Genomic DNA, 19,342 nt, shown 5'->3' with positions numbered 1-19,342 from the left:
TTGACCCGCTTCTGAGTTTCACCATGTCACACGATGCCCTTCTGACTCAGGACGAGTTGGATTTCATTCAGACCATGCATCAAAACCCGCTGCTCAATCAGCGGGATGCGTCGTCGAGCCTGACGCTCAACGGTGTGGCACAAATTCGCGATCTGCTCACGCGCCTGGCCGCCCATGAGCAAGTGACGCTCCAGGCTCAAATCGCCAACCAGCAAATGAGTTTCCCGCTGCGTCTGGTTGAAGATGAATTCCATGCGCAGCACTTGCAATTGGGGGCGCCGAGCATTTTTGAAGAGGGGCCGCTGATTCGCCCGTGGCGTTTCACGCTCGCTGAACCGGTTGCATTGGAGAATATTCGCGGGCGCAGCGGCCAACTGTGGGTCAGTGAGGTGTCGTTCAAGGGCATGCTGATTGATGTGCGCAATGACAGTCGCCCGCCGCGCCAGTTTTGCCAATGGTTCAGCCCCACCGGCTATGAGCGCATTGCCGTGCGCGGCACGCTGGAGCGCAAGACCGAGCTGGGGCAATACGCTTACCGTCTAAGCCAGCGCGATGCAGGTGAAACAGAACGCCTGCGCCAGTTCATCCTGCAACAGCATCGTCTCGCCCATCCCGCCTTGCATGCCTAGCCTCAGGCGCCTTTGAGATACGCATCCAGCCGTTGACTCATCACGCTGGGCTCACACCCCAGACAACCGATGGATGAGTCCAGCAAATGGTCGTGTGCCAACTCGCACGCTTCGCCCGCCAGCCACACCGCGCAACTCACGCCGTGTACCAGACGCAATAAACGCTCGATCCGCGAAGGGCTCAGTGCACGTGTACCCAACAGGACTAGGGCCTGGGGATTGACCTTTTCGCAAATCAACGACAGTTCATTCAGCGGCTGCCCGACAGCCAACACGCGGATCGCCCGGTCACTGCGCGCCAGCAACAAGCCTGTCACCAGTAATTGCAGCTCATGGCACAGCTCTGGCAAACCCACCAGCACGACACACTGCGCAAGCTCGGTTGCGCCTTGCATGTTCAGACGTTGCAGCACACGGCCGCGCAGGAAACTGTCGAGCAGCAGCCACTCGCTGGTACGACCAAACTCGTCTTGCTGACGCAACAAATGCTGCCAAAGCGGCATAAACACATCGTTGAACACAATCTGCGGCGGATAGCTGGAAAAAATCTGCCCGTAGAGCCGCTCTAACTCGCGCTCATCAAAGGCATTGAGCGCCTCACTGATGCGTGATTGCCACTGCGCGTATTCATCCGCCTGCGGGGTGGACTCAGCGCGGTCAAGCTCGGCCCGACGGGCCAGCAACTCACCCACTTTGCTGACAGAAACGCCCCGTTCAATCCAGCCTTGAACCTGACGCACTGTCTCAATATCGGTCATGGAATACAGCCGATGCCCACTTTCGGTGCGTTTTGGCTCGATCAAGCCATAACGTCGCTCCCAGGCACGCAGCGTGACCGGGTTAATGCCGGTCAGGCGGGCGACCTCGCGGATCGGGTAAAGACCTTCGATGTCTGGCTCGGCCGCAGGCAAGACTGCAGGCGCACGATCAATAATCACGGGCATGGAATGGGCCACGTTCACGGTAAAGAAGCGAGTCTAACGCGCATTGATGGCTGTTCAAAATGGCGTGTGACCCGGATTTGGGAACAATCCTTGCTTGATGGCCTTGCAGCCCACCATCCCGGCGCTGCCCTTAATGCCTGCCCTACCCGGGCCGCATCCGTTAGATGGAGATACACAATGTCTACCTCCCCAGTCACCTTGATGGTTGCACGCCGTGTCGCCCAAGGGCGTTATCAGGAACTGATCGCCTGGCTACACGAAGGCGAACAATTGGCCACGGACTTCCCCGGCTATCTGGGATCGGGCGTACTGGCCCCGCCGCCCGGCGACGACGAATTCCAAATCATTTTCCGCTTTGTCGACGAAGCAACCCTAAACGCGTGGGAACATTCTGTTTCGCGCAAATCCTGGTTGCTGCGCGGCAGCGATCTGTTTGCCCATCCCCACGAGCACCGCGTCAAAGGCATCGATGGCTGGTTTGGCGCAGCCGGGCAACGTCCGCCCCGCTGGAAGCAAGCAATCGCCATATGGCTCGCCTTTTTCCCGGTATCGCTGCTGTTCAACGTTGTGCTGAGTCCGTGGCTGGGCGAGCTGGGGCTGGTGACTCGCGTGTTGGTCAGCACATTGGTCCTGACGCCGTTGATGGTGTATTGGTTTATTCCGCTGTCGACCCACCTGCTGGCGGGCTGGCTGCACAGCACGCCTGAGAAAAGCCTGCGCACCGCCGCCGCCCCGCAGAGCCGCTGAGTCGCCCCCTCAAAACAGGAGAGTCCGCCCGGGCATGGCCGTGGTCCAGTGGACGCTGGTATAGTTTTGCCATTACGCCGCTGCACTCTCCTGTTCTTCTGACCCGAGCCTGCCATGCCTTCTCACTCTGCCCCCATTTTGATCACGGGCGCTGGCCAGCGCATTGGCCTGCACTGCGCGCAGCAATTATTGGCCGACGGTTACGACGTCATCTTCAGCTACCGCACTGAAAAACCCGGCGTGCAGACGCTAAGGGATCTGGGGGCAACGGCACTTCAGGCGGATTTTTCGACCGAGCACGGCATCCTCGGGTTTATCGAACAACTCAAACAGCACACCGACACCCTGCGTGCCATCGTGCATAACGCTTCGGCCTGGCTTCCCGAAAAAACTGACACACAAACCAGTGATTTCACGCAGATGTTCAGCGTCCATATGCTTGCGCCCTACCTGATCAACCTGCATTGCAGTGAACTGCTGGAGCGCTCTAACCCGGCAGACATCGTGCATATCAGCGACGATGTCACGCGCAAGGGCAGCAGCAAGCACATTGCCTATTGCGCGACCAAAGCCGGTCTCGACAGCCTGACCTTGTCATTCGCGGCTAAACTGGCGCCACGCATCAAAGTCAACGGCATCGCACCGGCGCTGTTGATGTTCAACCCGGACGACGACGCGGCATACCGTACCAAGGCGCTGGCCAAATCTGCGCTGGGCATAGAACCCGGCCCGCAGGTCATCTACCACAGCCTGCGTTATCTGCTGGACAACCCCTACGTCACCGGCACCACCCTGACCGTTAACGGCGGTCGGCATCTTAAATAAGCCGTCCGCGAGGAAGTATTTTCATGAGCACATCGTTGCCTGAGCATTACCGCGAGATCCTGGTGGGTCTCGGTGAAAACCCTGACCGCGAAGGCTTGCTCGACACCCCGAAACGCGCCGCCAAGGCGATGCAATACCTGTGTCACGGCTATGGCCAGAGCCTTGAGGACATCGTCAACGGTGCCCTTTTCGCCTCGGACAGCGATGAGATGGTGATTGTCGCCGACATCGAGCTGTACTCGTTGTGTGAACACCACTTGCTGCCCTTCATCGGCAAGGCCCACGTGGCGTATATCCCGACCGGCAAGGTGCTCGGCCTGTCGAAAGTCGCCCGCATCGTCGACATGTTCGCCAGGCGCCTGCAGATTCAGGAAAACCTGACGCGGGAAATCGCCGATGCCATTCAAAGCATCACCCAGGCAGCGGGCGTGGCGGTGGTCATTGAAGCCAAGCACATGTGCATGATGATGCGCGGCGTCGAAAAACAGAATTCCACCATGAACACGTCGGTCATGCTCGGCGCGTTTCGTGAACCGAGCACCCGCATGGAGTTCTTGCAACTGATTGGACGGAGCAAGCCGTAATGCCACAACTTCAGCCAGGAATGGCCCGTATTCGCGTCAAAGACCTGTGCCTGCGCACCTTCATCGGGATCAATGAGGACGAAATCCGCAACAAACAGGATGTGTTGATCAACCTCACCATCCTGTACGCGGCGCAAGAAGCCGTGCGCGATAACGACATCGATCACGCGCTCAACTACCGCACCATCACCAAGGCGGTGATTGCCCACGTTGAAGAAAACCGCTTCGCCCTGCTGGAGCGGCTGACCCAGGAATTACTGGATCTGGTGATGGCCAATACGGCGGTGTTGTATGCCGAGGTCGAAGTCGACAAACCGCACGCCCTGCGTTTTGCCGAATCGGTATCGATCACCCTGGCCGCCAGCCGCTAAGCTGGCCTGCCCTTACGCCCGGAGCACAACATGACTGACCAGCAACGCCTTGAACTCGAAGCCGCCGCCTTTCGCCGCCTCGTCGCCCACCTCGACAGCCGCAAGGACGTGCAAAACATTGACCTGATGAACCTTTCGGGGTTTTGCCGCAATTGCCTGTCCAAGTGGTACAAGGCCGCAGCCGATGAGCGCCAGATCGAGCTGAGCCTCGATGACGCCCGTGAAGTGGTTTACGGCATGCCCTACGCCGAGTGGAAAGCCCAGTACCAAAAAGAAGCCTCTGCCGAACAGGCGGCGGCGTTTGCCCAAGGAAAAAAGCATGACTGACCTGAACACCCTGCGCGCCAGCCTGAACAGCGGCGAACACGTTTTTGCCGATACCCTGGCGTTCATCGCCGAGCACTACGATTACCAGCCGCAGGCATTCACCAACGGCGACGTGGAAAACGCGGCCGGGCAAAACGAGGGTTCGTGCAAAACAGTGGGGCTGGCGTTGCTCGAAGGGTTGAGCGATCAGGAGACTTTGCTGGCGTTTGGCGAACATTACCGCTCAGTCCTGGCGACCCCCGAGGGCAGCGATCACGGCAACATTCGCGCGCTGATCGCTCACGGTCTGGCCGGGGTGAAGTTCACCGCCCGGCCACTGACGCGCAAGGCTTAAATCGGGCCGACTGACGCGAAGTACTGCGCCAGGCCGCTGTAACACGTGGCCAGGTGATAGGGCGTTGTTGACGGCATGTCGGCGCGGCTGACATGCCCTTGCGGATCCAGGCACTCGTACCAGCCCCCGTGGTGCAAGAAATGCTGCTGCAACGCCTGCAACTGGCGTGGCAGACGCTCAAGGCAATTCTTGCGCAATGTCAGCGCCCGCACATACTCGGCCTGTGCCCAGATTCGCTGAGTACCATCTCGCAATTGGCCATCACTGCCCAACATGCCGCACACCGCGCCTGTCTGCGCATCCACCCCGACCTGTTCGGCATAACTGAACGCGCGATCCAGCGAGCCGTGCAGCGCCGTGGTGCGCAGCAACGTCGACGAGTGCAGCAGGAAATACCATTCGAATTGATGCCCAGGCTCGAACCAGTTGTCTGCCGCGCCACGGGGTTTTTCCAGCATCACGCCATGCTCGGGGGCGATAAAACGTGTTTGCATGCCCTCGACCAGCGCCAGCAATGCACGGCGGGTGGGCACATCGTCACGCACCGAAAGCGTGGCCAGAAACCCCTCAGCCAGGTGCATCAACGGATTTTGCAGCGGCCCGCTGCCCAGCGGCGACCAGTCCCGGTCCAGGCTGGCTTCATACAACCCCTCGCCATCGCTGAACCGCTCGGCCACGACCTGTAGCGCGGCATTGAGCACCGATTCAACCAGCGGCTCACGCACCTTGGCCCAGTAATGAGCACAGGCAAAAATGATGAACGCATGGGTGTAGAGGTCTTTGCGCTGATCCTGCGGCGCGCCGTGCGGGTCGATGCTGTAGAACCAGCCCCCGTGCTCGGCGTCATGAAAGTGCTGCTGCAACGAGCGAAACAGCGCCGCTGCCCGCTCGGCCGCGCCCGGGAAGGCCGGGTCACCGATCAGGCTGGCAAACACATACAACTGACGGGCGCAGGCCATGGCGCGGTAACGCTGAGGCGCCAGGGGTTGATGGGCGGCGCTCAACGCTTCATAGGGCAACGCCAGTTCGGCATTCCAGCCGGGGCCTTGCCACAACGGCACGATGACCTGACGAAAATGCTGCTGCACGGCCGCAAACCGGGCAATCAGTTCGGAAGGAAAAACAGGGCTGGTTACATCGGGCATCGGCAGGATTCGTCACGGCTGGGGCGTTTGCGCGACATGATACACCCAAAGTTCGCTGGCACCGATGAGGGTGTTTACCGCTCGGCGCAGGGACAGAAAACGGCGTGCCAGCGCTGTTTTGGCAAAACAGGCCAATTTGCGCAGAAAGCTGCGCAGCGACTTTCGGATAAGCCCCGACCTCAAGGCTACAGCCCCCGCAGACAACGCCTTCTGGCGTATCGGGCAACAACTTGCGCAGCACTGCGCAACAACTTGCGCACATTGACGGACATACAACACCGGGATCCACCGGGCTTGCGGCGCAAAGTGCCGGTTTACAAGGGCGGCAGGGAGGCTGGCATAAGTCTTGAGTGGTGCTGACTTTTAACCGTCGCGGGCGTCACACCTGCGGGAGCCTCAGACATGGCCAATAGCATCCCTCGCCGAAACCCCAACAACATCAACCGAAGCCGACTGGACGCCAAGGTCGCGCTCGGCGTATGTCCGCTTAGCAAGCCCACCCTGCAACTGGTGCCACTGCGCTACGGTTTGGTAGACAACCCGGCGCTGGACCCGACCACTGCCCTGTCGATGCCGTACCGCCTGAGCAGCCGCCCGCTCGGGATACGTTTGCCCCGTGACGGCTGGCTGTATGTGATCGACAGTGCCACAGGCGAACTATCCGAATACCGGTTGCTTGACGGCCTGCTCACGCAGTTGCTGCTAAAAAGCACAGCCGTCACAGAAGATAAGCGGCAGACGTCAATCGGCCCGCCTCACTTGATTGTGTCCAGGCACAGCACCTTGCATGTCACGTATGCCGAGACGCAGTGGACGGCCAGAAAATGTCAGCAAGTGCTCAACTCGGCCGAAGAACGCACTCATTTTATGCAAGCGGTGCATCCCGGCCTGACGAACTGCCAAACGGGCGGTACGCACTTGCTCACCCCGCAAATGGCCGAGCAATGGCTGGCCGAAGTGGCCACTGAATATGTGGACTATCACCAGCAGCACCTTGACCAGACCGCGACGTTGGCCGAACACGCGGCTTTTGCCGAACGCCAGCGCCAGTTGGCCAAAACCCCTGAACACGAGCGCCAGCCTTATCTATGGGAACAGCCCCGACGCTTCCAACAGATACCCATGGGCACCCTGGCCAGCAGCGTGGCGCCGGAGTACCACCATGACATTCTCTATTTAGTGCTGGATGACACCCTGGGCGTTTTACGTGACTTGGCCAATTATCAGGATGAAGTCGTAGGCTGGGTCACTGACTGGGCCAACGGTGGAGCGCAAAAGGGTCACAACGAGCGGAATTACCTGTTGGGGTGTTACATCGAGTCCCTCACCTGGTTGGCCGAATCGGACTGGCAAACATTCGCGGCCACCCTCGATGACCCGGCCATCCAGGCACTGCTGGAGGATTTCAAAAAACTGCCTGAGCCTGAGCGCGCGGTGACGGGCAAAGCGATACACGAGTACCTCAATCGAGGCGGACTGATGACGCCGCCCCCCAACACATCGATTCCAGCAGACCTTGAAGCCCTGAGGCGTGAGGCTGAGATTGATATAGTGCAGTTTCAAGCGTCTGCGCCAGACCAACAATCGCTCGCGCTGCGTGCCCTTCAAGAGACCGATCGCCGTTATTACACGCGAGCGCATTTTCGCGTAGCACCTGCTGCGTTTGTCGAGGCCCATTTCGACGCGTTGATAACCCTGGGTAAACAACGCAGCCGTGATACCCAAGACATCCTGTTTGGCGCACGGTTCGGCCAGCGAGGCGTGAACGAACTCATCGACCGCCCCGCCATGGATCGCGAGCTGCAGGCACATCGTGACGGGCTTGAGCGCTGGAACCGTGTGCTGGACAGCATCACCGCTGACCGGGTTGCTCTGATAACCCGCGGCGCCTTTCACAACGCCGCCTGGTACTTCGATGCCCAACAGGCGGGGCAAGTGGGTCACGCGTTCTCACTTGAATACGCCTGCCTGAAAGATATTTGCCGCAGCGATGAAGCGTGCGACCAATTGCTGGCCTACCTCGAAGGCAACCCGCAATTCGTTGTCCGGTTGTACTACACGCTGCCCATTAGCGAACAAACGGCGTTGTGGGTTCAGTACGCCTTTTTACTTGCCAGCAGCTTGGCCGTGTACAACAACTTGCCCGAGCAACTGGCGCGTCTGGACACCCTGGAACGCGGTCGCCTGCCAGCGCTGGACGAGCTACCAGAAAGCACGCGCAACGTGGCCCATGCCGCACAACACGCCTGGAGCCCGGCCCTGAACCGCGGGCTGGAATCCCTGGTTGCCAGTTTTGACGGCATTGTCAAAGGCAACACCATGCCGGATCTCGACCAATTGTTTCGCGACCTGCCCCAGGCATTGACCCTGCGCATTTTGCAGGCGGCCAAAACGGAAGGCGCAACCTTTCACTTTGCCTCCCCGGCCGAGCGGGACAGCCTGCGCGAAACCCTGAAAGAGGTGCTGGACCAGCGCGAAAGGCTGTTGAAACTCAAGCATAAGCGTCAGCAGGTCAACCGCGTTGACGGCCATCGCTCGCTCAAATCCCAACAGCTACTGCACGAAATCAACACCCTGCGCGGGCAACTGACCCAAGGAGAGGCCCGACTGGCCGCCAGCATCAGCCCCATCCCGGAACTGCCCGACGAACATGTCAGGCTCTTCGGATCGGCACCCGGGCGTGCAGGAATGACCGTCATTTTCGCCCCGGAAGGCCATCGCCAAGTCGCAAGTTTAATGAGCAACTTTAAAGAAGGCATTCGCCGTGCGCCGGTGATGAGTGTGCTGGGGGACGGGGCAGCGCTGTTGCTGTTTTTCGCGCAGATGGTGAATTTGAATCAGGTGCTTAAAGAGACATTTGGTGTTTCGCGGGAAGATCGTAAGTGGATGCCATTTGCAAGCTCTCTGGCAGCAACCAGTGCAAGTGGCTTTGCTGCAGCCCAAGGCGCTTTTGATACAGCACTGAATGCTCAGATTGAAAATTTGAAAGCCGATTTAAGAATGACCTCTGCAAGTCGTTTACAAGTCACTCTGGGGAAGTTACATATCGGATTGGGATTTGGCACGTACTCTTTTGGTCTTATTTCAGCACTAATTAGCTACCGTGCTTACCACGGCAATTGGGTAGAAGCTGTACGAAGCGGTAACCGAGGCGCTCAAAATGGCGCCGTGTTGCAGCTAATCAGTGCCGGCGGATTAGGCGTGAGTAATCTTTATGGTTTCTATAACAGTCTTCATTCCGGATTCCGCGTATTTAGTGCAGCAAAGGGCCCAGCCAGAAACACTGCCTGGATAATTTCAGGCGCTCGTCTTTCCCAGGTGTTTTACCGCTTCAGTCTTGTAGGAGGACTATTCACCCTGCTCGAACTTGCAGGAACTTGGATGTACAACTACTACAACACCAGCGCTCACGACCAGTGGCTACAAAGCACACCGTGGGGGCTGGAAACAGACAAACGAAAAAACCTCAGCCTCGCCGGCTTTCAAAGTCACCTTCAAGCTTTACTGCAAGCGCCCTTTGTTCAGGTCGAGCGCCGCCCGGAACGCTCGTATTTGGCAGGCTGGTTCCCAGCCACTCACGTCGGGGAGATCACCATCAATCTGCCGGGTTTAAGCCTGCAAGACTTTGAAACGCCGTTAGGTGGGCAGCCTCATCATGGGTTAAAGGTCGGGGCCCGGCGTTTTATCACGGTATTGGACGGGGGCAGACACCCCAAAAAGTACGCACAAGAACTCAGTGAACCGGTACAGGCCAGGCTGTTACGTGTGGAAACCGGCGCACAGAATACGCCGGGGCTGAGGTTAAACCTGAGCTATCCGAATCCCCCTGAACGCATTAACGACAAGTTGCATGAAGAGCTGTTACTTGAACTTCAGCTGAAGTCTTTGGATGAACAGGGCCAACCGGTTGTGCGCTCGCACTTTATCCACTTAAACCCCTTTGAGGAAGGCCGCTATCCCTCAGCCGCCCACCCGTTACCCTCCCCTGCGCTGACCTTGTTGGCTGTCGACGTTTTGGCATTAAAGGAAATCCCTGATGCGTGAATCCCCAAACAAACCGCATTTGAGCTCTGTGCCTGAAGCGTTACGCCGGGCAGGTGATGTCGAACCTTTCCTGACGGGTCGCAAGACATACCTGGCACCGTTACCTCTTCCTACAGATGCCCATCCGTATTGCCCGTATATCAGCGACATCAACGATGTGTATTTAGACTTTGGGGGCGGTAACCCTCAGGTGTTCTCGTATCAGATGTCGTTGGGGGGGCCCTTTACGTGCGCCTGTATCGTCGCTTTTGGTTTCCCGATGATTAGCGGATTTTTGGCAGTCCTGAACGACTTTTCTCCCGAGCTGATCAGGGAAGTGATAGAGGACGTTTTTTACTTTAGCTGGCCCATAGCCATAATGATGTGGCTTTTCACAAGTGCCATGTGCCTTTTCGTCTGGCTCAAGGCCCACAAGCTCTTTACCGAAATCATCCCCACACGCTTCAACCGGCAACGGCGCGAAGTCTGTTTTACGCCCGAAGGGGAAACCGAGCCGTTGTTTGTGCCTTGGGAATCACTCTGCGCGTGGGTGATTCAGTCGCACAGTGCCACGCAATACGGCGCCACCCGCCAGTACGGCATGGGCATGGGCATGGGGTTTGAACATAAGGGCGAATGGTTATGCATGGAATTCCAGTGTGCGGGATCGCAAATGGGCATCGCCCATTGGGAAGCCGTGCGCGCTTTCATGGCATACGAACTGGATGACTTCAATGCCATTCAGGACCCGCTGGGGCTGCAAGGCCCAAACGATCCGCCCCATGAAGGGTTGCACACTTTCCGTAATGCGCGGACCGATATGCACCGGCGTTTGCGTGAGAAAGAGGTGGGCTGGGTGTACGCATTTTTCTGGTACGTCTACCACGTCATGACCTTCTGGACCCTGCCCAATCGCCTGGTCGAATGGGAAATCAAGCGCATCGACAAAACCGGCCGCCGCGCCCTGCCCCAAGCCATGATCGACTGGTCGCAACCCCTGCCAGTGGAACAACGAGCCAAGCCCAGCAACACCTTGGTGCGGCTCAGCGCCAAGGTGCGCACCCTGAGAAAGCAATACCCGCGGCATGACATCACCGAGATTTTCGCTGCGGTCTATCGCGCCGAGCGGCCAGCGTCGGGTGGAAAGGAATAGGGACATGGCCAAAAAAAGCATAGAGAAAAAAAACTCGCCTACACCCACTCCGCCACGAGCAGGTGATATCGAACCTTTCCTGACGGGTCGCAAGACATACCTGGCACCGTTACCTCTTCCTACAGATGCCCATCCGTACTGCCCGTATATCAGTGACATCAACGATGTGTATTTAGACTTTGGGGGCGGTAACCCCAACGTGTTCTCGTATCAGTTGTGGTTGGGGGGGCCTTTTACGTGCGCCTGCATCATGGCAATTGGCTTTCCAGTTTTATTCTTTTTTTTAGCCGCGCTGGAAGGAGCTAACGCAATAGAAAGTTGGGATTTTGCAGCTGGTTTTTTCTGGGCAGTATTAGAACACGCTATCTATATGTGGCTGTTCGGAACAACTATCTGCCTCTTCGTCTGGCTCAAAGCCCATAAACACTTCACCGAAGTCATCCCTACCCGCTTCAATCGGCAACGACGCGAAGTCTGTTTTACGCTCGCAGGGGATAACGAGCCGTTGTTTGTGCCTTGGGAATCACTCTGCGCATGGGTGATTCAGTCGCACAGCGCCACGCAATACGGCGCCACTCGCCAGTACGGCATGGGCATGGGCTTTGAACATGAGGGTGAATGGGTCACTCTGGAATTCCAGTGCGCCGGGTCGCAACTGGGCATCGCCCATTGGGAAGCGGTGCGAGCTTTCATGGCATACGAACTGGATGACCTCAAGGCCATGCAAGACCCGCTGGGGCTGCAAGGCCCAAACGATCCGCCCCATGAAGGGCTGCACACTTTCCGCAATGCCCGGGCCGGCCTGCACCGGCGTTTGCGTGAGAAAGAGGTGGGCTGGGTGTACGCATTTTTCTGGTACGTCTACCACGTCATGACCTTCTGGACCCTGCCCAATCGCCTGGTCGAGTGGGAAATCAAGCGCATCGACAAAACCGGCCGCCGCGCCCTGCCCCAAGCCATGATCGACTGGTCGCAACCCCTGCCCGTGGAGCAACGAGCCAAGCCCAGCAACACCTTGGTGCGGCTCAGCGCCAAGGTGCGCACCCTGATAAAGCAATACCCGCGGCATGACATCACCGAGATTTTCGCGCACGTGTATCGCACTGAGCGGCAGGCTCCAGGTAGTGGGGACTAGGGGCATGCCCAAAAAAATCCATGAACAAATACTACGCCCGGATACTCCTCCTCCCTCGCCACAAGCAGGTGATATCGAGTCATTTATGACGGGTCGTAAGACATACCTGGCACCGTTACCTCTTCCTACAGATGCCCATCCGTACTGCCCGTATATCAGTGACATCAACGATGTGTATTTAGACTTTGGGGGCGGTAATCCCAACGTGTTCTCGTATCAAACATGGTTGGGAGCTCCATTTACGTGCGCCTGTATCGTCGCTTTTGGTTTCCCGATGATTAGCGGCTTTGTGGTAGCACTGCTCGGCGATTCTCCCGAGCTGGTCAGAGAGTTCACAGAGGACGTTTTCTTCGCTTGCTGGCCCATAGCCATAATGATGTGGCTTTTCATGACTGCCATGTGTCTCTACGTCTGGCTCAAAGCCCATAAACACTTCACCGAAGTCATCCCTACCCGCTTCAATCGGCAACGACGCGAAGTCTGTTTTACGCTCGCAGGGGATAACGAGCCATTGTTTGTACCTTGGGAATCACTCTGCGCGTGGGTGATTCAGTCCCACAGCGCCACGCAATACGGCGCCACTCGCCAGTACGGCATGGGCATGGGTTTTGAACATGAGGGTGAATGGGTCACTCTGGAATTCCAGTGTGCCGGGTCGCAACTGGGCATCGCCCATTGGGAGGCCGTTCGCGCTTATATGGCATACGAACTGGATGACCTCAAGGCCATGCAAGACCCGCTGGGGCTGCAAGGCCCAAACGATCCGCTCCATGAAGGACTGCACACTTTCCGCAATGCCCGGGCCGGCCTGCACCGGCGTTTGCGTGAGAAAGAAGTGGGCTGGGTGTACGCATTTTTCTGGTACGTCTACCACGTCATGACCTTCTGGACCCTGCCCAATCGCCTGGTCGAGTGGGAAATCAAGCGCATCGACAAAACCGGCCGCCGCGCCCTGCCCCAAGCCATGATCGACTGGTCGCAACCCCTGCAAGTGGAGCAACGAGCCAAGCCCAGCAACACCTTGGTGCGGCTCAGCGCCAAGGTGCGCACCCTGATAAAGCAATACCCGCGGCATGACATCACCGAGATTTTCGCTGCGGTGTATCGCACCGAGCGGCCAGCGTCGGGTGGAAAGGAATAGGGACATGGCCAAAAAACATATAGCGAAAAAAGACTCGCCTACACCCACTCCGCCACGGGCAGGTGATATCGAATCTTTCCTAACAGGTGGCAAGACATACTTGGCACCTTTACCTCTTCCTACAGATGCCCATCCGTATTGCCCGTATATCAGTGACATCAACGATGTGTATTTAGACTTTGGGGGCGGTAAACCCAATGTGTTCTCGTATCAATTGTGGTTGGGAGGACCTTTTACCGGCGCTTGTTTAATTGCTTTTGGTTCTCCCATCGCGACCGAATTCATAGGTCTCATGTTGGAGATTCCCCCTGCGAACGTTCGTGAGGTAACTGAAGGCGTTTTTTGTACTGCCTGGCCCATAGCCATAATGATGTGGCTTTTCATGACTGCCATGTGTCTCTACGTCTGGCTCAAAGCCCATAAACACTTCACCGAAGTCATCCCTACCCGCTTCAATCGGCAACGACGCGAAGTCTGTTTTACGCTCGCAGGGGATAACGAGCCGTTGTTTGTGCCTTGGGAATCACTCTGCGCATGGGTGATTCAGTCCCACAGCGCCACGCAATACGGCGCCACTCGCCAGTACGGCATGGGCATGGGTTTTGAACATGAGGGTGAATGGGTCACTCTGGAATTCCAGTGTGCCGGGTCGCAACTGGGCATCGCCCATTGGGAAGCCGTGCGCGCTTATATGGCATACGAACTGGATGACTTCAATGCCATTCAGGACCCGCTGGGGCTGCAAGGCCCAAACGATCCGCCCCATGAAGGGTTGCACACTTTCCGCAATGCCCGGGCCGGCCTGCACCGGCGTTTGCGTGAGAAAGAGGCGGGCTGGGTGTACGCATTTTTCTGGTACGTCTACCACGTCATGACCTTCTGGACCCTGCCCAATCGCCTGGTCGAGTGGGAAATCAAGCGCATCGACAAAACTGGCCGCCGCGCCCTGCCTCAGGCCATGATCGACTGGTCGCAACCCCTACCCGTGGAGCAACGGGCCAAGCCCAGCAACACCTTGGTGCGGCTCAGCGCCAAGGTGCGCACCCTGAGAAAGCAATACCCGCGGCATGACATCACCGAGATTTTCGCGCACGTGTATCGCGCTGAGCGGCAGGCGTCGGACAACACATGAACGATTGGTCTTAACGTGTACAACCAAAAATGCCCGCATCGTGAGAGGCGGGCATTGATGTAAACCGGGCAGCGGGGGTTAAAGCCCCACTGAGCCCTGTCGTTCAGGCGGCTATCAGAACTCGGCGTTCTGCAGGCCGTCCAGGTAGCGCTCGGTGTCCAGTGCTGCCATGCAGCCCGCACCGGCCGATGTGATGGCCTGGCGGTACACGTGGTCCGCCACGTCGCCGGCCGCAAACACACCTTCGATGCTGGTCGCGGTGGCGTTGCCTTCGCGGCCGCCCTGCACAACCATGTAGCCATCCTTGAGTGCCAGCTGACCTTCGAACAACGCGGTGTTCGGGGTGTGGCCAATGGCGATGAACACGCCGTCGACCTTGATTTCATCAAAGCTGCCATCGTTGTTTTTCAGGCGCGCGCCGGTCACACCCATGTTGTCGCCCAGTACTTCGTCCAGGGTCGCGTTCAGTTTGAGTTCGATCTTGCCTTCGGCCACACGGGCGTTGAGCTTGTCGATCAGGATCTTCTCGGCGCGGAAGGTTTCACGACGGTGGATCAGTGTCACCTTGCTGGCGATATTGGCCAGGTACAGTGCTTCTTCCACAGCGGTGTTACCACCGCCCACCACGGCGACCGGCTTGTTGCGGTAGAAGAAACCATCGCAGGTCGCACATGCCGAAACGCCTTTGCCCATGAACGCCTCTTCGGACGGCAGGCCCAGATAACGGGCGCTGGCGCCGGTGGCGATGATCAGGGCGTCACAGGTGAACGTGCCGCTGTCGCCTTTGAGGGTGAACGGTTTGTTCTTGAGGTCCACTTCGTTGATGTGGTCGAACACGATCTCGGTTTCGAAACGCTCGGCGTGTTCGCGCATACGCTCCATCAAAGCCGGGCCGGTCAGGCCGTGAACATCACCCGGCCAGTTGTCGACTTCGGTGGTCGTGGTCAATTGACCGCCCGCCTGCATGCCCGTAATCAGCAGTGGCTTGAGGTTGGCGCGGGCCGCATAGACAGCAGCGCTGTAACCGGCAGGGCCGGAACCCAGAATAATCACTCGCGAATGACGTACTTCAGACATGACTCACTCCTATGACCGCCCGCATCACACCGGGTCGGAACGCCGCTAGAACGGCTGGAATAAAAAGGGATCGCGAAGGTGTACAGGCTAGACCTGAAACGCGTCGATCCTGAAAAATTGTGGGTGCAGCGTATCGAGGTGGCAGAGATTAAGGAAATACGGTTTAACAATCCAGCTCATAGCAGGTCTCAATGAGATCACCGGCGTCCCTAGGGCGCCTTTGTAACAGTTATTGTCGATCCCGAACCAAGGCTTTCGCGGCGTCTATAAAGCCGCTAAGGTCGCCCGGTTTCCCACTGCCCGGAGCCCACTATGCCCGCCCCTGTTCTTTCTGGCCCGCAGTACTTGCGCGAAGGCCTCAAGCTGGTACTTAGCCCTGGCCTGCGCGTGTTTGTGCTATTGCCCCTGCTGATCAACCTGCTGCTGTTCGTCGGCCTGATCTATTTTGCCGGCCATCAATTCAGCCTCTGGGTCGATACGTTGATGCCCTCGCTGCCCGACTGGCTGAGTTTTCTCAATTACGTGCTCTGGCCGTTGTTCGTGGTGCTGGTGGCGCTGATGGTGTTTTTTACTTTCACCCTGCTGGCCAACATTATTGCCGCCCCGTTCAATGGTTTTTTGTCTGAAAAAGTCGAAGTCGTGGTGCGCGGCAGTGATGATTTTCCCGCCTTCAGTTGGGGCGAATTGATCGCCATGGTGCCGCGTACGCTGGCCCGTGAAATGCGCAAATTGGGGTATTTCCTGCCTCGCGCCCTGGCGTTGATAGTCCTGTCGTTTATCCCGGTGTTGAACTTGATCGCCGCGCCCCTGTGGTTGGTATTCGGGATCTGGATGATGGCCATCCAATACATCGACTACCCGGCGGACAACCACAAGCTGGGCTGGAACGAGATGCTCGCCTGGCTGCGTGAAAAGCGCTGGCAGAGCATGAGTTTTGGCGGGATTGTTTACCTGGTGTTGCTGATCCCGGTGGTCAACCTGCTGATGATGCCCGCCGCCGTGGCCGGCGCTACGCTGTTCTGGGTGCGTGAACGCGGGGAAGATGCGCTCCAGAGCCGCTGACAGATTCATAAATCCATCATCACCGTGAAACATCGACGTCATGGCTCCGCCCGACACTGGAGTCATGACCACTGCCCTTCGCATCGCCCTCATCACTGAAACCTTCCCACCCGAAATCAACGGCGTGGCCCATACCCTTGGCCATCTATATGAAGGATTACGCGCGCTGAATCACCACGTGGAGCTGATACGCCCGCGGCAACACGTGGATGGCACGCAGCGCAGCAATGAGCACCTGATGCTATGCCGCGGCTGGCCAATCCCTCGCTACCCCGGCTTGCAATGGGGCATGACCTCTGCCCGGCGCTTGAGCAAACGCTGGCAGCTACAGCGGCCGGACGTGGTGTACATCGCCACTGAAGGGCCGTTGGGCCTGTGTGCGTTGCGGGTAGCCAGGCGTTTGGGAATTGCCGTGGTCAGCGGTTTTCACACCAACTTCCAGCAGTACACCCATCCGTACGGCTGGGGTTTCATCACGCGTGCCCTGACCCACTATTTACGCTGGTTTCATAACCGTTGTGCGCTGACGCTGGTGCCCAGCACCAGCCAGCGTCTTGAGCTGGAGCGCAGGCACTTTGAGCGTCTGCACCTGCTCAGCCGGGGGGTCGACAGCCGACGCTTCAACCCGTCCAGGCGCCAACAGGCCTTGCGTCAAAGCTGGGGGCTGCGTGAGGACGACATCGCGTTGCTGCACGTGGGACGGCTGGCCCCAGAAAAGAATCTCGGCGCGCTCAAGCGGGGTTTGCAGGCATTGGAAGCGCAATACCCTTCGCGACGTTTCAAATTGATCATCGTCGGAGACGGCCCCAAACGGGCTCACCTTGAAGCCTCGCTACCCGAAGCGATCTTTTGTGGCATGCAGTGCGGGGAGGCGCTGGCCGAACATTACGCCAGTGGGGATGTGTTTTTGTTTCCGAGCATGACCGAAACCTTTGGCAACGTCGTACTCGAAGCCCTGGCATCGGGGCTGGGCGTGGTGGCGTATGACGAAGCCGCTGCGGGCTTGCACATCCGCCAGGGCTATAACGGCGTGCTGGCCATGACCGGGGATGAACATGCGTGGACGCAAGCCGCGTGCTGGCTGCTGGAAAACCCGGAAACCCTGCGTACGGTGCGCCTGAATGCGCGCCAGCATGCCAGCCGTCAGGGCTGGCCCGCCATCATCAGGCAGTTTGAGGGGTTGCTGTACAGCGCGTGTCACGGCCAGACCGGCACCCAGGCGGTGCCGGTTCCCGTCGCGGTGAAAAAGCCTTAAGCCAGCGCTTTTTCAATCGCCTGAATAACCGTGGGGTCATCCGGTGGCGTACGCGGGGAAAACCGCGCCAACACCCGACCGTCCTTGCCCATCAGGAATTTTTCGAAGTTCCAGGTGATCTCGCCCGGGAACTCGGCGCCTTCGCCTGCCAGCAAACGATAGAGCTGGTGACGTTCCGGGCCATTGACGTCAAGCTTGCTGCTCATCGGGAAAGTCACCCCGTAGTTCAGGCTGCAGAACGCCTGAATGTCTTCCCCGGTGCCCGGCTCCTGCCCGGCAAACTGATTGCAGGGCACGCCCAGCACACTGAAGCCTTGCTCGTGGTATTGCTGATACAGGTTTTCCAGCGCTGCGTACTGGGGCGTCAAGCCGCACTTGGAAGCCACGTTCACCACCAGCACGACGCGGCCCTTAAGGCCGGCCAGGGGCAATTCATTGCCGTCGAGGGCGTCCAGGGTAAGGTCGTGAAAAGCACTCATGACGGACTCCAAAATCTCGGGATCGGGTTCAGGCAATCGCTCCGGATGCCGATCGCCGTAGGCTGTACAGATGAAAAAAGGCGCCCGCAGGCGCCCTTCTCTGGCTCGCTCAACAGAGCGTAGCAGCCGTCATCAGTGCTGATGACCGCCTTCGCCGTGTACGTGGCCGTGAGCAACTTCTTCTTCGCTCGCGTCACGAACAGCAACAACTTTCACTTTGAAGTTCAGACGCTGGCCAGCCAACGGGTGGTTACCGTCAACCGTCACGTCGTCGCCGTCCAGGTCACGGATGGTCACGATTTGCATCTGGCCGTCCGGCGCCGAAGCGTGGAACTGCATGCCCACTTCCAGTTGGTCAACGCCTTCGAACATGCTGCTGCTCAACGTGCTGACCAGCTCGGCGGAGTACTCGCCGTACGCGTCTTCAGGCTCTACGGAAATTTCCAGCTCGTCACCGACTGCTTTGCCTTCCAGGGCCTTTTCCAGACCTGGAATGATGTTACCTGCGCCTTGCAGATAAACCAGCGGCGCGCCACCGGCGGAGCTGTCGATGACCTCACCAGCGTCGTTGGTCAGGGTATAGTCGATGGAGACAGCCTTATTGGCGGCGATCGTCATGGGGCGAGACCTTTTGCAAAAATATTGAGGGCGCAAGTTTAACCAAGCAAACGCTCGAAAGCGAACACAACGAAACACAACCAAGACCAACGGATACCTTTGAAAAGTTCAACAATCATTGGATGGCGTCAGGATGAAGAGGCACATTGGGTGGTCGTACTGTCCTGTGGCCACACTCAACACCAGCGCCATCAACCGCCCTGGCAATCACGGGCCTGGGTGCTTGACCCCGAACAACGCGACGCAAAAATAGGTCAGCCCTTTACGTGTGGCTGGTGTGCTCAAGCGGCGGATAGCGCTAATCTTGGCAATTGATTCAGGCACATGACCCGTTCGGCGGGCGTGCCCTTGCACTGCTCAC

At 58.2% G+C, this 19,342-nt stretch carries 19 protein-coding genes and 1 pseudogene; 15 read left to right on the top strand and 5 right to left on the bottom strand.

Annotation, left to right across the window (positions count from 1 at the left end; translation table 11 throughout):
* Window positions 1–23: 23 nt before the first annotated feature.
* A complete protein-coding gene (locus HBN61_RS04615) occupies window positions 24–629 on the top strand; it encodes a hypothetical protein (protein ID WP_047273401.1) in 606 nt (201 codons plus the stop codon).
* Between the two features lie 2 nt (window positions 630–631).
* On the opposite strand, the gene HBN61_RS04610 is transcribed toward HBN61_RS04615, so the two are convergent.
* The gene (locus tag HBN61_RS04610; protein WP_083334337.1) at window positions 632–1,573 is read right to left on the bottom strand and encodes a MerR family transcriptional regulator; all 942 of its coding nucleotides are present in this window, start codon (window positions 1,571–1,573) and stop codon (window positions 632–634) included.
* A gap of 177 nt (window positions 1,574–1,750) precedes the next feature.
* On the opposite strand from HBN61_RS04610, the gene HBN61_RS04605 reads away from it, so the two are divergent.
* The 6 genes from HBN61_RS04605 (at window position 1,751) to HBN61_RS04580 (ending at window position 4,761) form a co-directional block, all read left to right on the top strand.
* On the top strand, window positions 1,751–2,320 hold the full coding sequence (locus tag HBN61_RS04605) for a putative antibiotic biosynthesis monooxygenase (RefSeq protein ID WP_083333259.1): 570 nt from the start codon (window positions 1,751–1,753) through the stop codon (window positions 2,318–2,320).
* A gap of 114 nt (window positions 2,321–2,434) precedes the next feature.
* A complete protein-coding gene (gene folM, locus HBN61_RS04600; protein ID WP_047273398.1) occupies window positions 2,435–3,145 on the top strand; it encodes a dihydromonapterin reductase in 711 nt (236 codons plus the stop codon).
* 23 nt (window positions 3,146–3,168) lie between these two features.
* Window positions 3,169–3,729, top strand: a complete 561-nt coding sequence (folE, locus tag HBN61_RS04595) for a GTP cyclohydrolase I FolE (RefSeq protein ID WP_047273397.1) — start codon at window positions 3,169–3,171, stop codon at window positions 3,727–3,729.
* Window positions 3,729–4,100: a dihydroneopterin triphosphate 2'-epimerase gene (gene folX / locus HBN61_RS04590; RefSeq protein ID WP_047273396.1), complete on the top strand. Its 372-nt coding sequence runs from the start codon at window positions 3,729–3,731 to the stop codon at window positions 4,098–4,100. Before folE ends, folX begins: the two co-directional genes overlap by 1 nt.
* 30 nt (window positions 4,101–4,130) lie before the next feature.
* Window positions 4,131–4,427 (top strand): DUF1244 domain-containing protein, encoded by a 297-nt coding sequence (locus HBN61_RS04585; protein WP_047273395.1) that lies wholly within the window; start codon window positions 4,131–4,133, stop codon window positions 4,425–4,427.
* Window positions 4,420–4,761 (top strand): HopJ type III effector protein, encoded by a 342-nt coding sequence (locus tag HBN61_RS04580; RefSeq protein WP_047275461.1) that lies wholly within the window; start codon window positions 4,420–4,422, stop codon window positions 4,759–4,761. The genes HBN61_RS04585 and HBN61_RS04580 overlap by 8 nt, the downstream gene beginning before the upstream one ends.
* Here the strand turns inward: HBN61_RS04580 and HBN61_RS04575 are convergent.
* Window positions 4,758–5,906 carry an AGE family epimerase/isomerase gene (locus tag HBN61_RS04575; RefSeq protein ID WP_083333258.1) on the bottom strand — a complete coding sequence of 383 codons (1,149 nt, stop codon included), beginning with the start codon at window positions 5,904–5,906 and terminating at the stop codon, window positions 4,758–4,760. The two genes, HBN61_RS04580 and HBN61_RS04575, sit on opposite strands and share 4 nt — an antisense overlap.
* Window positions 5,907–6,308: 402 nt before the next feature.
* On the opposite strand from HBN61_RS04575, the gene HBN61_RS04570 reads away from it, so the two are divergent.
* The 5 genes from HBN61_RS04570 to HBN61_RS04550 all read left to right on the top strand — a co-directional run bounded on the left by HBN61_RS04570 (window position 6,309) and on the right by HBN61_RS04550 (window position 14,490).
* Window positions 6,309–9,950 (top strand): toxin VasX, encoded by a 3,642-nt coding sequence (locus tag HBN61_RS04570; protein ID WP_238933224.1) that lies wholly within the window; start codon window positions 6,309–6,311, stop codon window positions 9,948–9,950.
* Window positions 9,943–11,082 (top strand): hypothetical protein, encoded by a 1,140-nt coding sequence (locus HBN61_RS04565; RefSeq protein WP_170046235.1) that lies wholly within the window; start codon window positions 9,943–9,945, stop codon window positions 11,080–11,082. The genes HBN61_RS04570 and HBN61_RS04565 overlap by 8 nt, the downstream gene beginning before the upstream one ends.
* A gap of 370 nt (window positions 11,083–11,452) precedes the next feature.
* Window positions 11,453–12,217 (top strand): hypothetical protein, encoded by a 765-nt coding sequence (locus tag HBN61_RS04560; protein ID WP_238591537.1) that lies wholly within the window; start codon window positions 11,453–11,455, stop codon window positions 12,215–12,217.
* Between the two features lie 388 nt (window positions 12,218–12,605).
* Entirely contained in the window at window positions 12,606–13,358 is a 753-nt protein-coding gene (locus HBN61_RS04555) for a hypothetical protein (RefSeq protein WP_238591535.1), read from the top strand.
* 382 nt (window positions 13,359–13,740) lie between these two features.
* A complete protein-coding gene (locus tag HBN61_RS04550) occupies window positions 13,741–14,490 on the top strand; it encodes a hypothetical protein (protein WP_238591533.1) in 750 nt (249 codons plus the stop codon).
* A gap of 114 nt (window positions 14,491–14,604) precedes the next feature.
* Here the strand turns inward: HBN61_RS04550 and trxB are convergent, their stop codons facing one another.
* The gene (gene trxB, locus HBN61_RS04545) at window positions 14,605–15,567 is read right to left on the bottom strand and encodes a thioredoxin-disulfide reductase (protein WP_047273390.1); all 963 of its coding nucleotides are present in this window, start codon (window positions 15,565–15,567) and stop codon (window positions 14,605–14,607) included.
* A 312-nt stretch (window positions 15,568–15,879) separates the two neighbouring features.
* On the opposite strand from trxB, the gene cysZ reads away from it, so the two are divergent.
* Window positions 15,880–16,629 carry a sulfate transporter CysZ gene (cysZ, locus tag HBN61_RS04540; RefSeq protein ID WP_083333255.1) on the top strand — a complete coding sequence of 250 codons (750 nt, stop codon included), beginning with the start codon at window positions 15,880–15,882 and terminating at the stop codon, window positions 16,627–16,629.
* 40 nt (window positions 16,630–16,669) lie between these two features.
* Window positions 16,670–17,884 (top strand): glycosyltransferase family 4 protein, encoded by a 1,215-nt coding sequence (locus tag HBN61_RS04535; RefSeq protein ID WP_169836341.1) that lies wholly within the window; start codon window positions 16,670–16,672, stop codon window positions 17,882–17,884.
* On the opposite strand, the gene HBN61_RS04530 is transcribed toward HBN61_RS04535, so the two are convergent.
* Both HBN61_RS04530 and HBN61_RS04525 read right to left on the bottom strand, forming a co-directional pair.
* The gene (locus HBN61_RS04530; protein ID WP_047282081.1) at window positions 17,881–18,363 is read right to left on the bottom strand and encodes a glutathione peroxidase; all 483 of its coding nucleotides are present in this window, start codon (window positions 18,361–18,363) and stop codon (window positions 17,881–17,883) included. The two genes, HBN61_RS04535 and HBN61_RS04530, sit on opposite strands and share 4 nt — an antisense overlap.
* Before the next feature lie 132 nt (window positions 18,364–18,495).
* Window positions 18,496–18,981 carry an FKBP-type peptidyl-prolyl cis-trans isomerase gene (locus HBN61_RS04525; RefSeq protein WP_047273386.1) on the bottom strand — a complete coding sequence of 162 codons (486 nt, stop codon included), beginning with the start codon at window positions 18,979–18,981 and terminating at the stop codon, window positions 18,496–18,498.
* Between HBN61_RS04525 and HBN61_RS04520 the strand changes: the two are divergent.
* A pseudogene (locus HBN61_RS04520) lies at window positions 18,980–19,296 on the top strand (DUF3565 domain-containing protein). The gene HBN61_RS04525 and the pseudogene HBN61_RS04520 overlap by 2 nt on opposite strands.
* Window positions 19,297–19,342: the final 46 nt, after the last annotated feature.

The organism is Pseudomonas sp. WS 5071 (genome assembly GCF_012985765.1).
Classification (GTDB): domain Bacteria; phylum Pseudomonadota; class Gammaproteobacteria; order Pseudomonadales; family Pseudomonadaceae; genus Aquipseudomonas; species Aquipseudomonas lundensis_A.
The sequence above is the reverse complement of the archived record's forward strand: the minus strand, read 5'-3'. Positions and strand labels throughout refer to the sequence as shown.